Below are 20990 nucleotides of genomic sequence, written 5' to 3' on the forward strand. Positions count from 1 at the left end.
CCTTCCGTCGTGATGATCGTGGTGAGCGTCCTCCCTTCCGTCGTGATGATCGTGGTGAGCGTCCTCCCTTCCGTCGTGATGATCGTGGTGAGCGTCCTCCCTTCCGTCGTGATGATCGTGGTGAGCGTCCCTCCTTCCGTCGTGACGACCGCGGTGACCGCCCAACCTTCCGCCGTGACGACCGCCGTGACGACCGCCGTGACGACCGCCGCGAGGACCGCCGCGAGGACCGCCGCGACGACCGCCGCGACGACCGGCGGGGGGAGGACCGTGGAGACCGCGGGGGATATGTCCGTCGTGACGACAGCCGGGGTGATCGCGGGGGGTTCCGGGGCAGGGATGATCGCGGGGGCAGCCGTGGTCCCCGCCGCGATGACCGTCGTGATGACCGCTCCGGGCGTCCCGGTGGCTTCCGTGGCCGTGACGACCGTCGTGACGACCGGCGCGGCGGCGGGCGCTTCCGTGACGAGCGCGACCGGGACCGCGAGCCGATCAAGCGGCTGCCGATCGCCGAGGACGTCACCGGCGACGAGATCGACCAGGACGTACGGCAGGAGCTGCAGAGCCTGCCGAAGACGCTCGCGGAGGACGTCGCCAAGAACCTGGTGATGGTCGCGCGGCTGATCGACGAGGACCCCGAGGGCGCCTACGCCTACTCCAGGATCGCCCTGCGCCTTGCGTCCCGTGTCGCTGCCGTGCGCGAGGCGGCCGGGTTCGCCGCGTACGCGAACCAGAAGTACAGCGAGGCGCTCGCGGAGTTCCGGGCCGCGCGGCGGATGACCGGCACCGTTGAGCTGTGGCCCGTCATGGCCGACTGCGAGCGCGGGCTCGGACGGCCGGAAAAGGCCCTGGACATGGCCGGCGCGCCCGAGGTGCACAAGCTCGACAAGGCCGGGCAGGTCGAGATGCGGCTCGTCGCGGCCGGCGCCCGGCGTGACATGGGGCAGTTGGACGCGGCCATCGTGACGCTGCAGAGCCCCGAGCTGGCCTCCAACTCCGTACAGCCGTGGACCGCGCGGCTGAGGTACGCGTACGCCGACGCACTGCTCGCCGCCGACCGGCGGAGCGAGGCCCGGGAGTGGTTCGCGAAGGCCGTCGAGGCCGACCGCGACGCCAGCACGGACGCCTCTGACCGGCTCGCCGAGCTGGACGGGGTGGAGTTCGTCGACGCCCTCGACGACAGTGAGGACGAGTCCCAGGACGTCTCCGAGGCGGACGGCGACGGCGACGTGGACGGCAGCGACGACGACGGCCGGGCCGATGAGAAGTCGGACGACAAGGACTGACGTCCATCAGTGAGTGAGGGCGGGATCCCGGCAACGGGGTCCCGCCCTTTCATATGTCGGAGCCGGAGTTGTCAGAGCTCCAGCGCACGCAGCACCAGACCCGACGCCGGTTTCGGGCCGAACGACGTCGACTTGCGGGGCATGGTGACGCCCTGGCGGGCGAGATCGCGGACGACCTCCTCGCGGACCGGGTGCATGAGGACGGCCGTACCGCCGTCGCGTTCCGCCTTCTCGACCGTGGCGGCCGTGTCATGGATGTAGGCGATGTGGGCGGGGGAGTCCTCGGGGATGTGCCAGACATGTTCGAGGAGGGTGGTGTGCAGAACGGTGGCGTCCAGGGTGCGCCAGGCCGCCGGGCGGTCGGCGGGGACCGTACGGGCCAGGAGGTCCGGGTCCGGGCGGTCGACCAGGTGGAAGCCGCCGTCGCCGGCCAGCAGGAAGGCGTTGCCGGCGCAGGCCGCGTCGGCGAGTGTCGCCAGGGCCTCCAGCAGCGGCACGTCGAGGCGACGTACGCGGAACAGGCCGTCGAGGGCGGCCAGGGCGTCGGCGACCGGCAGGGTGTGCAGGAGGCGGTGGATCGCGCGGACGCGGAGCGGGTAGCGGACGGTGTCGATGAGAAGGACCAGGCCGTAGTCCCAGGGGCTGGGGGAGGGGTGCTCCGCGCGTAGACGCAGATACGTCGCCCAGCGGTGGTGGCCGTCCGCGATCAGGGCCTGGTGGTGGGACAGGTCCGTCTGGACGCACGCCAGGTCGGTGGGGTCGTTGATCGACCAGAGACGGTGGCTGAATCCGTCCTCCGTGGTCGTCGACAGGAGCGGGGGTTGTTCGGCGGTGCGTTCGATGACGTCGGCCGTGGCGCCGTCACCGCGGTAGGTCAGCAGCAGGGGTTCGAGGTTCGCGGAGGTGGCGCGCATCAGGGCTGTGCGGTCCGCGACGACGTGCGGCATGACGTCCTCGTGCGGCAGGACCACGCCCTCCGACGGCTCGGTCAGACGCAGGGCGCCGATGATGCCGCGCTGGAGCAGGCCCGCGCCGTCGCGCTGTTCGTAGAGGTACAGGCCGGGCTCGGGGTCGGCGGTCAGGACGCCCTCGTCCAGCCAGCGGCGCAGGGTGTCGGCCGCGCGTTCGTTGCGGGCGCTGGGGGTGCCGTCCTGCGGGAGGATCAGGCGGACGATGTTGTGCGGGTCGGCGGACTGGAGGTGGTACACGCCGTCGGGCCGTACTACGACGTCGTACGGAGGTGACGTCACGGCAGCCAGACTGCCGACCCGTTCGGGGTCGTAGCGCAGGCCTCGGAACGGGGTGAGTTCCAGGCCTCGGGGCGCCGTTGCTTCCGAGTGACCTGCAGAGTTCATCCCGGCATCGTACGTGTGTCAGTGGCATGAGAGATGATCGGGCAAAGGGATCGAACGAGGAGCGATGTGGAATGAGCCGGAGCGTCAGGACGAGTCCCGAGGGCAGTGGGCAGGCCCTGAGCGAGGCGTACGACACGGCGCTGCTCGACCTGGACGGGGTGGTGTACGCGGGCGGGAACGCGATCGCGTACGCGGTCGAGTCGCTCGCCACGGCCCGCGCGGGCGGGATGCATCTGGCGTACGTCACGAACAACGCCCTGCGGACGCCGGACGCGGTCGCCGAGCACCTGACCGAGCTGGGGATACCGACGGGCGCGGTCGACGTCATCACGTCGGCGCAGGCGGTGGCACGGCTGATCAGTGAGCAGGTGCCCACCGGATCCCGGGTGCTGGTCATCGGCGGGGACGGGCTGCGGGTCGCGCTGCGCGAGCGCGGGCTGGAGCCCGTCGAGTCCGCGGAGGACGATCCGGTGGCCGTGGTGCAGGGGTACGGCGGTCCCCAGCTCGCGTGGGGGCGGTTCGCGGAGGCGTGCTACGCCATCGCGCGCGGGGTTCCGTGGTTCGCGTCCAACACCGACCTGACGATTCCCGGCGCGCGCGGGATCGCACCGGGCAACGGGGCCGCGGTGGAGGTGGTACGCATCGCGACGGGTGCCGAGCCGCAGGTGGCTGGCAAGCCGTTGCCGCCGATGCACCGGGAGACGATTCTGCGCACGGGTGCCGAGCGGCCGCTCGTGGTGGGGGACCGGCTGGACACGGACATCGAGGGTGCGTTCAACGGAGACGTCGACTCACTGCTCGTGCTGACCGGCGTGACCGACGGCGCGCGGTTGCTCGCCGCGCCGCCGCAGCACCGGCCGACGTATGTCGACGCCGATCTGCGGGGGCTGCTGACCGGGCAGCCGGAGGTCACCGAGGCAGGCGAGGGCTTCCGGTGCGGCGGCTGGACGGCGACCGCCGGTGCCGAGCTGGAGCTGGAGGGCGACGGAGAAGCCCTGGACGGGCTGCGCGCGCTGTGTGCGGCGGCATGGACGGCGGCCGGGGAGGGTCCGTGCGGGCTGGACGGAGGGAAGGCGCTGGCGCGGCTGGGGCTGTGAGCGGGGCGGTGCGTCTCCGCTGAGGGCCGGGTGGTGCGTCTGCGCGGTGAGTCGGGCGGTGCGTCTTCGCCGCGAGTCGGGTCGTGTGCCTCCGCAGCGGGGCGGACCCCTGCGTCTCCGCCGTGAATCCGGCCGTGTGTTTCGCTGTGGAAGCCAGCGGTGCGTCTCCATGGCGAATCCGCGCTGGGAAAGCTCCTCGGCGACGCGAACCTGTGAGCCTGGGAACGGCCGTGACGGGGGATCGAGGTCAATGCGAGGGTAGGCTAACCTAACCGGGTGTTGGTTGACAGTCCTCCAGAACAGCGCGCGGAGACCGCCCCCGCGCCCCCAACCCGCAGGGCGATACGCAGTCTTGGGCTGCTCGTCTCCGTCGCGGTCCTGGCGCTCGTCGTGTTGACGAGTATCGCGATCGGGGCGAAGGAGCTGTCCCTGGGGCAGGTCTGGCACGGCCTGTTCACGAACACGGGCACGTACGGCGACGTCGTGGTCGACGAGCGGCTGTCGCGGACCCTGCTCGGACTGCTCGCCGGCGCGGCGCTCGGCCTGTCGGGGGCCGTCCTCCAGGCGCTCACCCGCAACCCGCTCGCCGACCCCGGGCTGCTCGGCATCAACGCGGGCGCGTCCGCCGCGGTCGTCACGGCCATCACCTACTTCGGTGTCACCAGCCTGAGCGGCTATGTGTGGTTCGCCTTCCTCGGCGCGGCCGCCGTCGGCGCGCTGGTCTGGTTCCTCGGCGGCAGCCGCGGTGCCACCCCGGTGCGCCTCGCGCTCGCCGGCACCGCGATCAGCGCCGCGCTCTACGGCTATGTCCAGGCCGTGATGATCATGGATGACGCGGCGCTGGGCAGGATGCGATTCTGGACGGTGGGGTCCCTGTCGTCGGCGACCGACTCGACCATCACCCAGGTGCTGCCGTTCATCGCGGTCGGCACGATCCTCGCCCTCGCGCTCGCCCGGCCGCTCAACGCCATGTCCATGGGCGACGACACCGCGAAGGCGCTGGGCGCCCATCTCAACCGCACCCGGGCGCTGTCCATGCTCGCCGCCACCGTGCTGTGCGGAGCCGCGACCGCAGCCTGCGGCCCCATCGTGTTCGTCGGGCTGATGGTCCCGCACATCGTGCGGTCCTTCACCGGGCCCGACATGCGCTGGATCATGCCGTACGCCACGGTCCTCTCGCCCGTGCTGCTGCTCGGCGCGGACGTCATCGGCCGGGTCGTCGTGCGGCCCTCGGAACTCCAGGTCGGCATCGTCACCGCGCTCATCGGCGGCCCGGTCTTCATCTTTCTCGTACGACGGCGGAGGACGGCGCAGCTGTGAAGACCGCACTGAAGACCCCCGGGGCCACCGAGGCCACAGGGGCGAACCGGGCCACCCGCGCGCTGCGCACGGCGGGCGGGTTCTCCCTCCGCCTGGACGTCCGCGCGTTCACCGTCGTCGTGCTGCTGCTGGCCGCCGCGTTCACCGCGAGCGTCGTGCTGATCGGCACCGGCGACTTCCCGATCCCGGCCGGCGACGTGCTCAAGACGCTGGTCGGCGACGGCAGTCCGGGGCAGGAGTTCATCGTCAACGAGCTGCGGCTGCCGCGGGTCCTCGTCGGACTCCTGGTGGGCGCCTCGCTCGGGCTCGGCGGTGCGCTGTTCCAGTCCGTCTCCCGTAATCCGCTGGGCAGTCCGGACGTGCTGGGCCTCGGGCAAGGGGCGACGGCCGGCGCGCTCGTGGTGATCGTGCTGCTGTCCGGGGACGCAAACGAGGTCACCGTCGGCGCGCTCGTGGGCGGTCTGGTGACCGGACTCGCCATCTATCTGCTGTCCTGGAGGCAGGGCGTCCACGGCTACCGGCTGGTGCTGGTCGGCATCGGTGTGTCCGCGGTCGTCACGGCGGTCAACGGCTATCTGCTGACCAAGTCCGACCTCGTCGACGCGGCCCGGGCCGTCGTCTGGATGACCGGGTCCCTCGACGGCCGCGGCTGGGAACAGGTCTGGCCGCTGCTCGCCCTGTGCGCCGTGCTCGTACCGCTCGTCCTCGCCAACGCCCGCGGGCTGCGGATGATGGAGATGGGCGACGACGTCGCCAACGCCCTGGGGGTGCGCGTGGAGCGCGTACGGCTGCTGCTGTTGGTGGCCGCCGTCCTGCTGACCGCGACCGCCACCGCCGCCGCAGGCCCCGTCAGCTTCGTGGCGCTCACCGCGCCGCAGCTCGCCCGGCGGCTGACCCGCTCGCCCGGGCCGAACCTCGTGCCGTCCCTGTGCATGGGCGCCACCCTCCTGGTCACCGCCGACTGGGCCTCGCAGCGGGCCTTCGGCGCCGACCAGCTGCCCGTGGGCGTGGTCACCGGCGTGCTCGGCGGCGTCTACCTGCTGTGGCTGCTGGTCACCGAGCGCAGGGCGGGCCGGATATGAGCGCCGACCCCAGCAGCGGGCTGAACAACCGAAGGAGCACCGTGAACCGTCTGTCCGCAGAGAACGTCACCCTCGCCTACGACCAGCGCGTCATCGCCGAACAGCTGTCGGTGGAGATCCCCGACAACTCGTTCACGGTGATCGTCGGTCCGAACGCGTGCGGCAAGTCGACGCTCCTGCGGGCGCTGTCGCGGATGCTGAAGCCGAGCGAGGGCCGGGTGCTGCTCGACGGGCAGGTCATCCAGTCGATGCCCGCGAAGAAGGTCGCCCGGACCCTCGGCCTGCTGCCGCAGTCGTCGATCGCGCCCGACGGGATCACCGTCGCCGACCTGGTGGGCCGTGGCCGCTACCCGCACCAGGGGATCCTGCGCCAGTGGTCCGCCGAGGACGAGCGGGTCGTGCGGGAGTCCATGGCACAGACCGGTGTCGCCGAGCTCGCCGACCGTTACGTGGACGAGCTGTCCGGCGGTCAGCGCCAGCGCGTGTGGATCGCGATGGCGCTCGCCCAGCAGACGCCGCTGCTGCTGCTCGACGAGCCGACGACGTACCTGGACATCCAGCACCAGATCGACGTCCTCGACCTGTGCGCCGAACTGCACGAGGAGCAGGGCCGCACGCTGGTCGCCGTCCTGCACGACCTCAACCACGCCGCCCGGTACGCCACCCACCTCATCGCCCTGCGCGGCGGCCAGGTCATCGCGCAGGGCGCGCCCTGCGACGTCGTCACGGCCGAGCTGGTCGAGGAGGTCTTCGGGCTGCGCTGCCAGATCATCGACGACCCGGAGACGGGGACGCCCCTGGTGGTGCCGGCGGCACGCAGGGCACGTACGGAAGCGAAGGTCGCCGCTACAGAAGCTTCCTGAGCCGGAACAGGTCGAACAGGCTCGCCTCCAGCTTCACCCGGCCCGAGCCCCAGGCCTTGGCGAAGTTCAGCCCGCCGCCGACCAGCGCCACCAGGTCGTCGCCGGCCATGGTCAGCCGGATCTCGGCCTTCTCGCGCGGAGGGCCCGGAAAGGTGTCGAGCACCTCGATCCGGCCGCCGGTGAGCCGGCCGGCGAACGTGACGTCCAGGTCGGTGATGCGGCAGCTCACCGAGCGGTCCAGGGCGGCGGCCGCGCGGACATCGCCCTCGGCGCCCCCCATGTTGTCGGCGAGCTTCTCGAGCGCGGCGCGGCACTCCTCGATCGTGGCCATGGTGATCGACGGTACCCCAGCGGTTCGAGGTAGCGTCAGGGCATGAGCGACTCTGTGCCCGAGGCCGACACCCGGGCGGAAGCGGCGGTTCCGCAGGCCGAGCCCGCGTACGACCCCGCCGCTCCCGCTCCGCTGGACGTGCCCCGCGCCCCCACCGGCAACGCCGAGGTCGACGCCCATCTGGAGCGGCTCGGTGATGCCGATCACCTCGCCACCGACGGACACGTCGAGGTGTACGAGGATGTGCACCGGGGGCTGCGCGACGTGCTCACCGCGCTGGACGCACGCCCGGGGCCTCCGGCTCCCACCCGCCACCCGACCACCACCCCTCAATGAGATCCTTCGGGTCGCACCTTTCAATCGCCGTACGGGACGAGGAGCTGAACCGAACGTGGCAGGAGTCGCACGCCGCCGTCTGGACGCGGAGCTGGTCCGCAGGAAGCTCGCGCGTTCGCGCGAGCACGCCAGCCAGCTGATCGCCGCAGGACGGGTGACCGTCGGCAAGACCGTCGCGACCAAGCCCGCCACGCAGGTGGAGACCGCGGCGGCGATCGTCGTCGCGTCCGACGACGGCGACCCCGAGTACGTGTCGCGCGGAGGCCACAAGCTCGCCGGGGCGTTCGCGGCGTTCGTGCCGGAGGGCCTGGTCGTGGAGGGGCGGCGGGCGCTGGACGCGGGTGCGTCCACCGGCGGCTTCACCGACGTACTGCTGCGGGCGGGGGCCGCGCACGTCGTCGCCGTCGACGTCGGGTACGGACAGCTCGCCTGGTCTCTTCAGAGCGATGAACGCGTCACCGTCAAGGACCGTACGAACGTACGCGAGTTGACGCTTGAAGCGATCGATGGGGAACCTGTGGATCTTGTCGTGGGCGATCTGTCCTTCATCCCGCTCGGGCTGGTGCTGCCGGCCCTGGCGCGGTGCGTGAAGCCGGACGCCGACCTGGTGATGATGGTCAAGCCGCAGTTCGAGGTGGGGAAGGAACGGCTGGGGAGCGGGGGAGTCGTACGGAGTCCGCAGCTGCGGGCGGACGCCGTGCGGGGCGTGGCCGGGAAGGCGTGGGAGCTGGGACTCGGGGTGAAGGGTGTCACCGCGAGTCCGCTGCCCGGGCCCTCGGGCAACGTCGAGTACTTTCTGTGGCTGCGGGCCGGCGCACCCGAACTCGACCCGGCCGACGTTGACCGTGCAGTGGCGGAGGGGCCGCGTTGACAGAGAACCGAGCTCGAACTGTTTTCCTGCTCGCCCACACCGGGCGGCCGGCGGCCATCCGCAGCGCCGAACTCGTGGTCAAGGGACTGCTGCAGTCCGGTATCGGAGTGCGCGTCCTGGAGGCCGAGGCGCCCGACCTGCCGCTGCCGGAGGAGGTGGAGCTGGTCAAGGAGGCCACCCCGCAGTGCCTGGAGGGCTGCGAACTGCTCATCGTCCTCGGCGGTGACGGCACGCTGCTGCGTGGCGCCGAGTTCGCGCGGGCGTCCGGGGTGCCGATGCTCGGTGTGAACCTCGGCAGCGTCGGGTTCCTCGCCGAGGCCGAGCGGGACGACCTGGACAAGGTCGTCGACCGGGTGGTGACGAAGTCGTACGAGGTCGAGGAGCGGATGACCGTCGACGTCGTCGTGCATCGCAACGGCGACATCGTGCACACGGACTGGGCCTTGAACGAGGCGGCCGTGCAGAAGGTGTCCGCCGAGAAGCTGCTCGAGGTCGTGCTGGAGATCGACGGCCGGCCGGTGACGGGTTTCGGCTGCGACGGGATCGTCCTGTCGACCCCGACCGGGTCGACGGCCTACGCCTTCTCCGCGGGCGGGCCCGTGGTGTGGCCGGAGGTGGAGGCGCTGCTGATGGTGCCGATCAGCGCGCACGCGCTGTTCGCGAAGCCGTTGGTCACTTCGCCCGATTCCGTGCTGGCCGTCGAGGTGCTGCCGCACATCCAGCCCGGGGTCTTGTGGTGTGACGGGCGGCGGACCGTCGAGCTGCCGCCGGGGGCACGGGTGGAGGTGCGGCGGGGAGCCGTGCCGGTGCGGCTGGCTCGGCTGCACCACGCTTCGTTCACTGATCGACTGGTGGCGAAGTTCGCGTTGCCCGTGTCCGGGTGGCGCGGGGCTCGGCCGTAGCGGTTCCCTGACGTCGGTCCACTCGCCCGGGTGACAAAAGCCGCCGATCCGCTCTCCTCCACCTGCGGCTTCTCGTAACCGGGGCGGGTGCCGTCGCACATCCCGCCCCCGACCTCGTAAGGTCGTGTCCGTGTTGGAGGAGATGCGGATACGGTCGCTCGGAGTCATCGACGACGCTGTTGTCGAGCTGTCGCCCGGGTTCACCGCGGTCACCGGTGAGACGGGTGCGGGCAAGACCATGGTCGTCACCAGCCTGGGGCTGTTGCTGGGCGGGCGTGCGGACGCGGCGCTCGTGCGGATCGGGGCGAAGAACGCGGTCGTGGAGGGGCGCATCGCCGTGCCCACGGGCGCGGCCGCGGTCGTACGGGCGGAGGAGGCGGGGGCCGAGCTCGACGACGGAGCTCTGCTGATCAGCCGTACCGTTTCCGCCGAGGGGCGGTCGCGAGCGCATCTGGGCGGGCGGAGCGTGCCCGTGGGGGTGCTCGCGGAGCTCGCCGACGAGCTGGTGGCCGTGCACGGGCAGACCGACCAGCAGGGGCTGCTGAAGCTCTCGCGGCAGCGGCAGGCGCTGGACCGGTACGCGGGCGACGCGGTCGCCGGTCCGCTCGTCAAGTACACGGAGGCCTATCGGCGGCTGCGGGCCGTGGCCGTCGAGCTCGACGAGATCGTCACGCGCGCGCGTGAGCGGGCCCAGGAGGCCGACATGCTGCGCTACGGCCTCGACGAGGTCGCGGCGGTCGAGCCACGCGCCGACGAGGACGTGGAGCTGGCCGAGGAGGCGGAGCGGCTCGGGCACGCGGAGGCGCTGTCGTCGGCCGCGACGGCCGCACACGCCGCTCTCGCGGGCAATCCGGAGGACCCCGAGGGCATCGACGCGGCGACGCTCGTCGCGGGCGCACAGCGGGCCCTGGAGGCCGTTCGCTCGCACGATCCGGCGCTGGCCGCGCTCGCCGACCGGATCGGGGAGATCGGGATCCTGCTGGGCGACGTGGCCGGGGAGCTGGCGGGGTACGCCGACGACCTGGACGCCGATCCGCTGCGGCTGTCGGCCGTCGAGGAGCGGCGGGCGGCGCTCACCGCGCTGACCCGGAAGTACGGTCGGGACGGCCAGGACACAGCTTCGGTGCTGGCCTGGGCCGAGCGGAGCGCCGCGCGGCTGACCGAGCTGGACGGCGACGACGAGCGGATCGAAGAGCTGACCGCCGAACGGGACGCGCTGCGGAGCGAACTGGGCGGACTCGCACAGGCCTTGACGGACGCGCGCGTCGAGGCGGCCGAGCGGTTCGCCGCCGCCGTGACCGCGGAGCTGGCCTCGTTGGCCATGCCCCACGCGCGCGTGTCGTTCGACATCCGGCAGACGGAGGACCCGGAGGGCGTCGAGGTCGGCGGGCGCACGGTCGCGTACGGGCCGTTCGGTGTCGACGAGGTGGAGCTGCTGCTGGCCCCACACCCGGGTGCCCCGCCGCGGCCCATCGCCAAGGGCGCGTCCGGAGGTGAGCTCTCGCGCGTGATGCTGGCGGTCGAGGTGGTGTTCGCCGGGACGGATCCGGTGCCGACCTACCTCTTCGACGAGGTCGACGCCGGTGTCGGCGGCAAGGCGGCGGTGGAGATCGGGCGGCGGCTCGCGCGGCTCGCCAAGACCGCGCAGGTGGTGGTCGTCACGCACCTGCCGCAGGTGGCGGCCTTCGCCGACCGGCAGCTGCTGGTCGAGAAGACCAACGACGGGTCGGTGACCCGCTCCGGTGTGAAGGTGCTCGAAGGGGAGGACCGGATCCGGGAGCTGTCCCGGATGCTCGCCGGCCAGGAGGACTCGGAGACGGCCCGAGCACATGCGGAGGAGCTGCTGGCGGCGGCCCGGGCGGACGCCTAGGACCCGCCCTGGGCGACGCCTCGCGCCGGTGGGTGTGACGGGTCTGACGGGTCCGGGGGGTCTGACGGGCCGGGGGGCCGGGGGGTCTGACGGGCCGGCGGGTCCGGCCGTTCTCGGTGCCGCGATCGTCGCCGCGAACGGGCGTGCGGGGCCGGCCGTCGACGTCGCCGCCGTCGTGGCTGTGGCGGTCTGCGGCGACCGGGTGAGTGAGGCGGCGCGTTCACTCGTGTGAGTGACCCGTGCGGTCGTGCCGGAAGGAGTCGGTCACCTCGGGGTTCCCGGAACACCCGTACGTCCTGGCATCCTTGGCGTAGGACATGGAGGAAACCGCGCGGCAGACCCCCAGCGCCCGATCCTTCTGTACGTTTCGTCGTGACCGTCCGATGCCGAACCAGGAGCCCCCGGCTACGTGAGCCCCGTCAGCAGCCCCTCACCGCACGGCCAGTCGCCACTGCGCACCGTGCAGGTGCTGGGCGGAGGCAACGCCGGCAGCAGCGCACACGTGCGCTCCCTGACCGCGGGGCTCGCCGCACGGGGCGTGCGCGTCACGGTGTGCGCCCCCGACGAGGCCGATCACCTCTACGACTTCACGGGCGCCGGCGCCGAACACGTGCACGTGCCGCGCAGCAGCGACCCGGGCTCCGTGGCGGCGCTGCGGGCCGCCTGCGCGGAGGCCGACCTGGTGCACGCGCATGGGCTGCACGCCTCCTTCCGGGCCGTGCTCGCCCTCAGCGGGCGGCGTACCCCGCTCGTCGTCACCTGGCACGACCGCGCGCACGCCGAGGGCGCGCGCGCCCATCTCGTGCGCCTGCTGGAGCGACGGGTGGTGAAGGCGGCCACCGTGGTGCTCGGCACCACCTCGGCCCTCGTGGACCGGGCCCGCCGCACGGGCGCGAGGGACGCGCGGCTCGCCGCCGTCGCCCTGCCCGGGCCCCGCAGCCCCGTCGAGCCCGAGGACCCCGACCGGCGCCGCCCCAAGACCCGGGCCGAACTCGGCGCCACCGGACGTCCGTTGCTGATGGCCGTCGGCTCCCTCGACCCGCACCGGGGATACGAGGTGCTGCTGGACGCCTCGCGCGCGTGGCGCCGACGCGACCCCGTACCGCTGGTCGTCATCGCGGGGGAGGGCCCGCTGCGGGCGGTGCTCCAGCGCCGTATCGAGGACGAGGGACTGCCGGTGCGGCTCATCGGGCGGCGCGACGACGTGGGCGAGCTGATCGCCGCCGCGGATCTCGCACTGCTGCCGAGCCGGTGGGAGTCGCGTTCCGTGTTCGCCCAGGAGGCCCTCCACGCGCGCGTGCCGCTCGTCGCGACCGGCGTCGGCGGCATCCCCGAACTCGTCGGCGACGCCGCCGAACTCGTCCCCTACGGCGACGCCGAGGCGCTCTCCGAAGCCGTCGTACGCCTCCTCGACGACCCCGGGCACCGAGAACTCCTGACCGAGAAGGGCGCCCGGCAGGCGGCCACTTGGCCGACCGAGGACGAGACCGTCGCCCAGGTCCTCAGCGTCTACGACGAGTTGACGCAGCCCCGGCCGTTGATCTAAGGCACGTGCCGTCGTGCCCGCAGCGCCAGGCTCAACGCCAGTACCGTCTGCGGGTCGTCCAGGTCCGTGCCCAGCAACTCGCCGATACGGGCGAGGCGGTTGTACAAGGTCTGGCGGTTGAGGTGGAGTTCGCGGGCCGTCTCCGCCTTGCGGCCGGCGTGGGCCAGGTAGGTCTGCAGCGTGGGCAGCAGCGGTGGCTTGGAGCGGTTGTCGTGGTCGAGGAGGGGGCCGATCGCGCGGTCCACGAAGGCCGCCAGGTCGGGGTGGTCGCGCAGCCGCCACAGCAGCAGGTCGATGTCGAGGCGGCGGGCGTCGTACCAGGGGCGGTCGGACAGGCCCTGGGCGGCGGTCGCCGTCTCCGCCGCGTGCCGCAGGCCCGCCGACGCTGCCGCCCAGCCACCGGCCACCCCGACGACCACGACCGGCGGCTGGGCTCCCGGCCGCTGCATCCCCGCCCGCTCCACACCGGCCCGCAGCGCCGCCGCGACCCGGTCCGCGACCGCCGACCGCTCCGACTCCGAGCGCAGGCCCAGCAGGAGCGGGACACGGCCCTCGACGGGTCGTACGCCCAGCAGGACCGGGACTCCCACGGACGCCAGCTCCTCGGCGACCGCGCGCGCCAGCACCGCCCAGCCCCCGCCCGGGGAGAGCGCGTCACCCAGCCGCATGACCACCGGCAGCAGTGGGCTGTCGCCCGGCTTGAAGCCCAGCACGCGCGCCTGCGCCGGAGCGTCCTGCGCGGCGACACGGCCCTCGGCGAGATCGGTCAGGAAGTCGCCGCGGCCGCGTGCCGCCAGCTCCTCCTCCTGGCGGGCCTGCATCAGGACCACGGCCAGGATGCCCGCGGTCCGTTCGGCGGCGATGCGGTGCACCGGGGCGAGGGGCGCGCGTACGGGGAGCAGCGCGAGCCGGGCGCGCACCGAGCCCGTTCCCGGGCCCCCGCCGGGCACGTCGACGAGTACCGAGCCCGACGGCGGCGGCGTGTCCTTGTGCTGGCCGCGCAGCCCCTCCCACACCTGGAGCGGATCCGCGCCCTCGGGTCCGGCTCCGGCGGCGTACAGGAGCCGGCCGTCCGTCGTCTCCAGGAAGACCGGGTTGCCGCTGAAGTCGGCGAGGATGCCGAGGACCTGCGGGATTCCGCCGCCGCCCAGCAGGGCCTCGGTACACCGGCGGTGCACCTCCTCCGCCCGCTGCAACAGCGCGTAGTGGCCGTTGACGATCTCCGTGTGGATCTCCTCGGTGACCGCCACGAACGGCACCTCGCGGTGCAGCTGGACCAGGGGGAGACCGGCCGTCCGCGCGCTCTCGACCAGGGCGGCGGGCAGCCGGGTGAAGCGCGGGCCGAGCTCGACGACCAGGGCCGCGATGCCGCGCTCGGCGAGGGTGCGCACGAACGCGCGCTGGTCGGCGGGGCGGGTACCGAGCCCGTACCCCGTGGTCAGCAGCAGCTCGCCACCCTTGAGCAGCGAGGCGATGTTCGGCACCTCGCCCGCGTGCACCCAGCGCACGGTCCGCTGCAGCCGGTCGGCGCCCGCGAGGACCTCGGGGAGACCGCTGCGCAGGCCCGGCAGCTCCAGCGCCCGCTGCACGGTGATGCCGGCGCCCTGGCTGTCGAATCGGTCGTCTGTGGTGCGGCTGTCCGTGCGGCTGTCCATGCGACGGACGCTACCTGCGCGGACGTTCCGGCGACATCTCCGATCGATCTTCGGGGTTGGGGCCCGGGCGGCCGGGTAGCCGCCGGATCATGGACATCAGCGTGGTCGCCGTGGGGCGCGAGGACGACAGCCCGGCCGACGAGCCGTTGCGGGTCGGGGTGCTGGCCGACCGGCTCGGCTATCGCGAGGTGTGGGCGGGTGAGGGGCCTACGTGGGACGCGTTCGTGCTGGCCGCGGCGATCGGGCGGAGCACCGGGCAGGCCGTGTTGACGGCCGGTCCCGTGCCGGTGTCCGTACGTGACCCGTACACCCTCGCCCGCGGTGCCGCGTCGTGCGCGGCCGTCGTGGGCCGCCCGGTCGGGGTGGCCCTGGGGACGTCCAGCAAGCGGGTGGTCGAGGGCGTGCACGGGCGGCCACGCGTGCGGCCCGCGGCGGTGCTGGCGGAGTCCGCGGCGGCCGTGCGGGGATTGCTGCACGGCGCACCGGGCGAGCCGGTCGTACCCGGCAGCCCCTTCCGGCGCCGTCTGCCGCCGCCCGGCGGTCTACTCACCGTGGCCGCGTTCGGCGACCGGGCGATCGCGGTGGCCGCCGCCCACGCCGACCGCATGCTGCTCGACATCGTCTCCCCGGAGCAGGTGCGCGAACTGCGCGCCAAGCTGCTCTCCGCCGCCGAGCGGGCGGGCCGTACCCCGCCGACGCTGGCCGCGTGGCTGCCCGCGGCCGTCGATCCGCGGCCGGAATCCCTCGACCAGGTCCTGCGGAGCATCGCGGGCTATCTGACCGTGCCGGGCTACAGCGACATGTTCACCGCGGCCGGCTTCGGCGAGGCGGTGGAGCTGGCGGCGACCGGCGCCGACCGCGACACCCTGCTGCGCGCACTCCCGCCCGCGGCGGCGGCCACCGTCGGCCTGGTCGGCGACCGCGACGCCGTACGCGCCCGCATGGACGCCTATGCCGAGGCCGGCCTCGACGAGATCGCCCTGGTTCCGGCCACCGCGGCCGATCCGGCGGGGGAGCGCACCCTCACGGCACTCAGGCCGGCCTGATGTTGTGGTTGAACCGGAAGACGTTGTCCGGGTCGTACCGCCGCTTCACCTCGGCCAGCCGCAGGGTGTTCTCGGCGCCCACGCCGGCATCCACGCGCTCCGCGCCCTCGTCGCCGATGAAGTTGAGGTACACCGCGCCGGTGCTCCACGGCTGGACGCCCGCGCGCACGCTCCGCACCCACCGCACGGCCCGCTCGTCGTCCGCCGGGTCCTCCCAGACCCCGAAGGGGTGCACCGCCCACGGCGCGTCCCGATAGGGCACCGGGTACTCCGCGGGGCCGGCGGCGATGGCGCCGCCCTGTGGGAACAGCAGGTGCTGGGTGCCGGTCGGCACGGGCACGCTGTCCGCGAGGGCGCAGAAGACGTCCACCAGCTCGTCGGGCAGGCCCGTCAGGTACTCCGCCGACCAGTAGTTCCGCATGCCGGGCGGATCGTCGAGCATGGTCTGGAAATCGGCGTACGGCAGCGCGCTCACGATCTCCGACTCGTGCGGCAGTGCCAGCAGCGGCTGGGCGAGCTTGCGCATGTCCTCCTCGGCGCCCGCGTACGTCAGCACCGCGGCGCACAGCAGCTGCCCGACCAGGTGCGGCGGTACCCACTCCTCGGGCGGGCCCGTGAGGTACAGCACGGCGCCGCCCGCCTCCTCCGGGCCGGACTCGACGACCCCCCGGTAGGTGCGTACGACCTCGGGCCCGAACTCGGGGAGGTGCAGCAGCACGGCGACGGAGAACTGCGGCAGCTCGTGCAGCTTCAGGGTGAGCGCGGTGGCGACGCCGAAGTTGCCGCCGCCGCCGTGCAGGGCCCAGAACAGCTCCGGGTTCTCGTCGGCGTTCGCGTGGATGCGGGAGGCGTCGGCGGTGACCAGTTCCACGCCCAGCAGGTTGTCGACGGCCAGCCCGCACCAGCGGTCCAGCCAGCCCGTACCGCCGCCCAGCACGAAGCCGCCGACGCCGGTGGTCGAGGCCCGGCCGCCGGTCGTGGCGAGGCCGTACGGCTGGGTGGCGCGGTCCAGGTGGCTCATGGTGGCCCCGCCCCCGATCCGTACCGCCTCGGCCGCGGGATGGACGGTCACGTCGTGCAGGCGGCGCAGGTCGACGACGAGGGCGTTGTCGCCGAGTGCCATGCCCGCCACGCTGTGCCCACCGCCGCGCACCGCGACATGCAGGTCCAGGTCCCTGGCGAAGCGCACCGAGCGGACGACATCGGCCTCGTTCGCGCACTGCGCGATCACGGCGGGCCGCCGGTCGATCATGGCGTTGAACACGGTCCGGGCCTCGTCGTAGCCCTCGTCGCCCGGGGCGAACACGTCGCCTGCCAGATCCTCGCGGAGCGCGGCGAGGGCCGCGCCCGCCTTCGATGAGGGAGCCATGGCCGCCCCCTTCCCGGAAGGGGCATCTGTCACTTCCAGCGTAGGAGGGGGCGGCCGCGCGGGCCTGTTCAGCCTCCGTAGGCTCCGGACGCCGTCAGCCGCAGTGCCGTGTCGATCAGCGGGACGTGACTGAAGGCCTGTGGGAAGTTGCCGACCTGGCGTTGCAGCCGCGGGTCCCACTCCTCCGCGAGCAGGCCCAGGTCGTTGCGCAGGGCCAGCAGCTTCTCGAACAGCTTGCGGGCCTCGTCGACGCGGCCGATCATCGCGAGGTCGTCGGCCATCCAGAACGAGCAGGCGAGGAAGGCGCCCTCGTCGCCGGGGAGGCCGTCGACGCCTTCCTTGCTGCCGTCCGTCGGGTAGCGCAGGATGAAGCCGTCCGAGGTGGACAGCTCCCGCTGGATCGCCTCGATCGTGCCGATCACGCGCTTGTCGTCCGGCGGCAGGAAGCCCATCTGCGGAATCAGCAGCAGCGAGGCGTCCAGCTCCTTGGAGCCGTACGACTGCGTGAAGGTGTTGCGCTCCTTGTCGTAACCCCGCTCGCACACGTCCCGGTGGATGTCGTCGCGCAGCTCGCGCCACTTCTCCAGCGGGCCGTCCGCGTCACCGGACTCGATGAGCTTGATCGTGCGGTCGACGGCGACCCAGGCCATCACCTTGGAGTGCACGAAGTGGCGGCGCGGGCCGCGCACCTCCCAGATGCCCTCGTCCGGCTCGTCCCAGTGGTCCTCCAGGTAGCGGATCAGCTTCAGCTGGAGCAGGGAGGCGTAGTCGTTGCGGGCCAGGCCCGTCATGTGGGCCAGGTGCAGAGCCTCGGTGACCTCGCCGTACACGTCCAGCTGGAGCTGGTGCGCGGCGCCGTTGCCGACCCGGACCGGGGCGGAGTTCTCGTATCCCGGCAGCCAGTCCAGCTCGGCCTCGCCGAGCTCGCGCTCGCCCGCGATGCCGTACATGATCTGGAGGTTCTCCGGATCGCCGGCGACGGCCCGCAGCAGCCACTCGCGCCAGGCACGGGCCTCCTCGCGGTAACCGGTGCGCAGCAGCGAGGAAAGGGTGATGGCCGCGTCACGCAGCCAGGTGTAGCGGTAGTCCCAGTTGCGCACGCCGCCGACGTCCTCCGGCAGGGAGGTGGTCGGGGCGGCGACGATGCCGCCCGTCGGGGCGTAGGTGAGGGCCTTGAGCGTGATCAGGGAGCGGACCACGGCCTCGCGGTACGGACCGTGGTACGTACAGTGCTCCACCCACTCGCGCCAGAACTCCTCTGTCGCTTCCAGCGACTGCTCCGGCTCCGGCAGCGCCGGAGGCTCCGTGTGCGAGGGCTCCCACGAAATCGTGAACGCGATCCGGTCACCCGGTGCGACCGTGAAGTCCGCGTACGTCGTCAGCGACTTTCCGTAGGTCTCCGCGGATGTGTCGAACCACACGGAGTCCGGGCCGGCCACGGCCACGGTGCGCCCCTCGTGCCGGTGCACCCACGGCACGATCCGGCCGTAGGAGAAACGCATCCGGAGGGCCGAGCGCATCGGGACGCGGCCCGAGACGCCCTCCACGATCCGGATCAGCTGCGGGGCGCCGTCACGCGGGGGCATGAAGTCGATCACGCGGACCGTGCCGCGCGGGGTGTCCCACTCGGACTCGAGGATCAGCGAGTCGCCGCGGTAGGTGCGCCGGGCCGCCGTGGGCGGCTGGGCGTCGGAGGCGTGGGCGGGGCCCAGGCGCCAGAACCCGTGTTCCTCGGTGCCCAGCAGACCGGCGAAGATGGCATGCGAGTCGAAGCGGGGCAGGCACAGCCAGTCGACCGTCCCGTCCCGGCAGACCAGCGCCGCTGTCTGCATGTCTCCGATGAGTGCGTAATCTTCGATGCGCCCGGCCACGTGCAACTCCAGTCGAACGGCCACGTCACCCCAGAATGGGGCTGTCGCTAGTGCGGTCAAGGGGTCGTTTGTAATGCGTCGCTGAGCGGTGAGGCAAAGCAGCCGCTCAGCTCTGAGGCAAAAAGCCAATTGTTGCTCAACGAACTGACGAGGTCTCGTTGTTCCGGTGGGTTACGGGCGGGGGTGGTGCCGTGTTGTCCGGCCGGGCTCGCCAGCGAGTGTCCGAGCAGGATACGACGCACGTAGATGATCTGCGTGCCGCTCCGGGCAACGCGCCTTGGCCGAACGGGTGAGCATCCGGTGAGAAGCGCGTAACCCGTGCGTGTCCGTGTCGACGTGAGCGCAGAGCGTGGCCGGAAGCCATCGCTCCCGGGCGCTGATACCCTGGTAGCCCGTGGACCGGTGGGCAGGAAACCCCCGAACCGCAGCGACGGCGCCTCCGCGAAAAACCGGACATCTTCCGGCCCGGACAGCCGCACCGCACCCCCAGACAGCGACCACGGGAGCCCCCTCTTGGCCATGCCGCCCAAATCAACGACGACCAAGCACATCTTCGTCACCGGGGGTGTCGCCTCCTCGCTCGGCAAGGGCCTCACCGCCTCCAGTCTCGGCATGCTGCTCAAGGCGCGGGGCCTGCGCGTCGTGATGCAGAAGCTCGACCCGTACCTGAACGTCGACCCGGGCACGATGAACCCCTTCCAGCACGGCGAGGTGTTCGTCACCAACGACGGCGCCGAGACCGACCTGGACATCGGCCACTACGAGCGCTTCCTCGACCGCGACCTCGACGGCTCCGCCAACGTCACCACCGGTCAGGTCTACAGCACGGTGATCGCCAAGGAGCGGCGCGGCGAGTACCTGGGCGACACCGTCCAGGTCATCCCGCACATCACCAACGAGATCAAGCACCGCATCCGCCGCATGGCGACGGACGAGGTCGACGTCGTGATCACCGAGGTCGGCGGCACCGTCGGCGACATCGAGTCGCTGCCGTTCCTGGAGACCGTCCGCCAGGTCCGGCACGAGGTCGGCCGCGACAACGTCTTCGTCGTCCACATCTCGCTCCTGCCGTACATCGGCCCCTCGGGTGAGCTGAAGACCAAGCCGACCCAGCACTCGGTCGCGGCGCTTCGGAACATCGGTATCCAGCCGGACGCGATCGTCCTGCGCTGCGACCGCGAGGTGCCCACCGCGATCAAGCGCAAGATCTCGCTGATGTGTGACGTCGACGAGGACGCGGTCGTGGCCTGCCCCGACGCGCGCTCCATCTACGACATCCCGAAGACCGTGCACGGCGAGGGTCTGGACGCCTATGTCGTCCGCAAGCTGGACCTGCCGTTCCGTGACGTGGACTGGACGACCTGGGACGATCTGCTCGACCGCGTCCACAACCCCGACCACGAGATCACCCTGGCCCTGGTCGGCAAGTACATCGACCTGCCCGACGCCTACCTCTCGGTCACCGAGGCGCTGCGCGCCGGCGGCTTCGCCAACAAGGCCCGCGTCAAGATCAAGTGGGTCACCTCCGACGACTGCAAGACCCAGGCCGGCGCCGCCGCGCAGCTCGCCGACGTCGACGGCATCTGCATCCCGGGCGGCTTCGGCGACCGCGGTGTGCTCGGCAAGGTCGGCGCCATCCGCTACGCCCGCGAGAACAAGATTCCGCTGCTCGGTCTCTGCCTGGGCCTGCAGTGCATCGTGATCGAGGCGGCCCGCAACCTCGCCGACATCACCGACGCCAACTCCACCGAGTTCGACTCGGCCACCGCCCACCCGGTCATCTCCACCATGGCCGAGCAGCTGGACATCGTCGCCGGCGAGGGCGACATGGGCGGCACGATGCGCCTGGGCATGTACCCGGCCAAGCTGGCCGAGGGCTCGATCGTGCGTGAGGTGTACGACGGCAAGGAGTACGTCGAGGAGCGCCACCGTCACCGCTACGAGGTGAACAACGCCTACCGCGCGGAGCTGGAGAAGAAGGCCGGCATCCTCTTCTCGGGCACCTCGCCGGACGGCAAGCTCGTCGAGTACGTCGAGTACCCGCGCGACGTCCACCCCTACCTGGTCGCCACGCAGGCGCACCCGGAGCTGCGCTCGCGGCCGACGCGTCCGCACCCGCTGTTCGCGGGCCTCGTGAAGGCGGCCGTGCAGCGACAGGTCGCGGCATCTGAGATTTCCGAGTAACACACC

At 72.3% G+C, this 20990-nt stretch carries 17 protein-coding genes; 12 read left to right on the plus strand and 5 right to left on the minus strand.

Features of this window, described 5'->3' with window-relative positions:
* Window positions 1-500 precede the first annotated feature (500 nt).
* Window positions 501-1286, plus strand: a complete 786-nt coding sequence (locus ACFY16_RS20800) for a hypothetical protein (RefSeq protein WP_390648949.1) — start codon at window positions 501-503, stop codon at window positions 1284-1286.
* A gap of 71 nt (window positions 1287-1357) precedes the next feature.
* Here ACFY16_RS20800 and ACFY16_RS20805 read toward each other — a convergent pair whose 3' ends face one another.
* Window positions 1358-2641: a DUF1015 domain-containing protein gene (locus ACFY16_RS20805; RefSeq protein WP_390648618.1), complete on the minus strand. Its 1284-nt coding sequence runs from the start codon at window positions 2639-2641 to the stop codon at window positions 1358-1360.
* Window positions 2642-2712: 71 nt separating this feature from the next.
* Between ACFY16_RS20805 and ACFY16_RS20810 the strand changes: the two genes are divergently transcribed.
* From ACFY16_RS20810 to ACFY16_RS20825, 4 genes are all read left to right on the plus strand, one after another.
* Window positions 2713-3738 (plus strand): HAD hydrolase-like protein, encoded by a 1026-nt coding sequence (locus tag ACFY16_RS20810; protein ID WP_390648619.1) that lies wholly within the window; start codon window positions 2713-2715, stop codon window positions 3736-3738.
* 276 nt (window positions 3739-4014) lie between these two features.
* Window positions 4015-5058, plus strand: a complete 1044-nt coding sequence (locus ACFY16_RS20815) for a FecCD family ABC transporter permease (protein ID WP_390648620.1) — start codon at window positions 4015-4017, stop codon at window positions 5056-5058.
* A complete protein-coding gene (locus ACFY16_RS20820; protein ID WP_390648621.1) occupies window positions 5055-6140 on the plus strand; it encodes a FecCD family ABC transporter permease in 1086 nt (361 codons plus the stop codon). The genes ACFY16_RS20815 and ACFY16_RS20820 overlap by 4 nt, the downstream gene beginning before the upstream one ends.
* Window positions 6137-7003: an ABC transporter ATP-binding protein gene (locus ACFY16_RS20825; protein WP_390648622.1), complete on the plus strand. Its 867-nt coding sequence runs from the start codon at window positions 6137-6139 to the stop codon at window positions 7001-7003. Before ACFY16_RS20820 ends, ACFY16_RS20825 begins: the two co-directional genes overlap by 4 nt.
* Here the strand turns inward: ACFY16_RS20825 and ACFY16_RS20830 are convergent.
* On the minus strand, window positions 6987-7334 hold the full coding sequence (locus tag ACFY16_RS20830) for a sterol-binding protein (protein WP_390648623.1): 348 nt from the start codon (window positions 7332-7334) through the stop codon (window positions 6987-6989). The genes ACFY16_RS20825 and ACFY16_RS20830 overlap by 17 nt on opposite strands.
* Window positions 7335-7376: 42 nt before the next feature.
* Between ACFY16_RS20830 and ACFY16_RS20835 the strand changes: the two genes are divergently transcribed.
* From ACFY16_RS20835 to ACFY16_RS20855, 5 genes are all read left to right on the plus strand, one after another.
* Window positions 7377-7670 carry a hypothetical protein gene (locus ACFY16_RS20835; protein WP_390648624.1) on the plus strand — a complete coding sequence of 98 codons (294 nt, stop codon included), beginning with the start codon at window positions 7377-7379 and terminating at the stop codon, window positions 7668-7670.
* Window positions 7671-7725: 55 nt separating this feature from the next.
* Entirely contained in the window at window positions 7726-8541 is an 816-nt protein-coding gene (locus ACFY16_RS20840) for a TlyA family RNA methyltransferase (RefSeq protein WP_390648625.1), read from the plus strand.
* A complete protein-coding gene (locus ACFY16_RS20845) occupies window positions 8538-9443 on the plus strand; it encodes an NAD kinase (RefSeq protein ID WP_390648626.1) in 906 nt (301 codons plus the stop codon). Before ACFY16_RS20840 ends, ACFY16_RS20845 begins: the two co-directional genes overlap by 4 nt.
* A 142-nt stretch (window positions 9444-9585) precedes the next feature.
* Entirely contained in the window at window positions 9586-11313 is a 1728-nt protein-coding gene (recN, locus tag ACFY16_RS20850) for a DNA repair protein RecN (protein WP_390648950.1), read from the plus strand.
* A 409-nt stretch (window positions 11314-11722) separates the two neighbouring features.
* A complete protein-coding gene (locus ACFY16_RS20855; protein ID WP_390648627.1) occupies window positions 11723-12859 on the plus strand; it encodes a glycosyltransferase family 4 protein in 1137 nt (378 codons plus the stop codon).
* On the opposite strand, the gene ACFY16_RS20860 is transcribed toward ACFY16_RS20855, so the two are convergent.
* A complete protein-coding gene (locus ACFY16_RS20860) occupies window positions 12856-14514 on the minus strand; it encodes a PucR family transcriptional regulator (RefSeq protein WP_390648628.1) in 1659 nt (552 codons plus the stop codon). The genes ACFY16_RS20855 and ACFY16_RS20860 overlap by 4 nt on opposite strands.
* An 89-nt stretch (window positions 14515-14603) precedes the next feature.
* Here ACFY16_RS20860 and ACFY16_RS20865 point away from each other — a divergent pair, with 89 nt between their 5' ends.
* The gene (locus ACFY16_RS20865; RefSeq protein ID WP_390648629.1) at window positions 14604-15560 is read left to right on the plus strand and encodes an LLM class F420-dependent oxidoreductase; all 957 of its coding nucleotides are present in this window, start codon (window positions 14604-14606) and stop codon (window positions 15558-15560) included.
* On the opposite strand, the gene ACFY16_RS20870 is transcribed toward ACFY16_RS20865, so the two are convergent.
* Window positions 15547-16929 (minus strand): FAD-binding protein, encoded by a 1383-nt coding sequence (locus ACFY16_RS20870; protein ID WP_390648630.1) that lies wholly within the window; start codon window positions 16927-16929, stop codon window positions 15547-15549. The genes ACFY16_RS20865 and ACFY16_RS20870 overlap by 14 nt on opposite strands.
* A 68-nt stretch (window positions 16930-16997) precedes the next feature.
* Window positions 16998-18800 (minus strand): glycoside hydrolase family 15 protein, encoded by a 1803-nt coding sequence (locus ACFY16_RS20875; protein WP_390648631.1) that lies wholly within the window; start codon window positions 18798-18800, stop codon window positions 16998-17000.
* A gap of 519 nt (window positions 18801-19319) precedes the next feature.
* Between ACFY16_RS20875 and ACFY16_RS20880 the strand changes: the two genes are divergently transcribed.
* The gene (locus tag ACFY16_RS20880; protein WP_390648632.1) at window positions 19320-20984 is read left to right on the plus strand and encodes a CTP synthase; all 1665 of its coding nucleotides are present in this window, start codon (window positions 19320-19322) and stop codon (window positions 20982-20984) included.
* The last annotated feature ends 6 nt before the right edge of the window (window positions 20985-20990 follow it).

This window comes from Streptomyces sp. NPDC001315 (assembly GCF_042896175.1).
Classification (GTDB): Bacteria; Actinomycetota; Actinomycetes; order Streptomycetales; family Streptomycetaceae; genus Streptomyces.

Bases quoted from the DNA above. Each gene is read 5' to 3' on its own strand.
- ACFY16_RS20805 (WP_390648618.1), bottom strand. From the start codon at position 2,641: ATGAACTCTGCAGGTCACTCGGAAGCAACGGCGCCCCGAGGCCTGGAA.
- ACFY16_RS20810 (WP_390648619.1), top strand. From the start codon at position 2,713: ATGAGCCGGAGCGTCAGGACGAGTCCCGAGGGCAGTGGGCAGGCCCTG.
- ACFY16_RS20825 (WP_390648622.1), top strand. From the start codon at position 6,137: ATGAGCGCCGACCCCAGCAGCGGGCTGAACAACCGAAGGAGCACCGTG.
- ACFY16_RS20830 (WP_390648623.1), bottom strand. From the start codon at position 7,334: ATGGCCACGATCGAGGAGTGCCGCGCCGCGCTCGAGAAGCTCGCCGAC.
- ACFY16_RS20835 (WP_390648624.1), top strand. From the start codon at position 7,377: ATGAGCGACTCTGTGCCCGAGGCCGACACCCGGGCGGAAGCGGCGGTT.
- recN (WP_390648950.1), top strand. From the start codon at position 9,586: ATGCGGATACGGTCGCTCGGAGTCATCGACGACGCTGTTGTCGAGCTG.
- ACFY16_RS20860 (WP_390648628.1), bottom strand. From the start codon at position 14,514: ATGGACAGCCGCACGGACAGCCGCACCACAGACGACCGATTCGACAGC.
- ACFY16_RS20865 (WP_390648629.1), top strand. From the start codon at position 14,604: ATGGACATCAGCGTGGTCGCCGTGGGGCGCGAGGACGACAGCCCGGCC.
- ACFY16_RS20870 (WP_390648630.1), bottom strand. From the start codon at position 16,929: ATGGCTCCCTCATCGAAGGCGGGCGCGGCCCTCGCCGCGCTCCGCGAG.
- ACFY16_RS20880 (WP_390648632.1), top strand. From the start codon at position 19,320: ATGCCGCCCAAATCAACGACGACCAAGCACATCTTCGTCACCGGGGGT.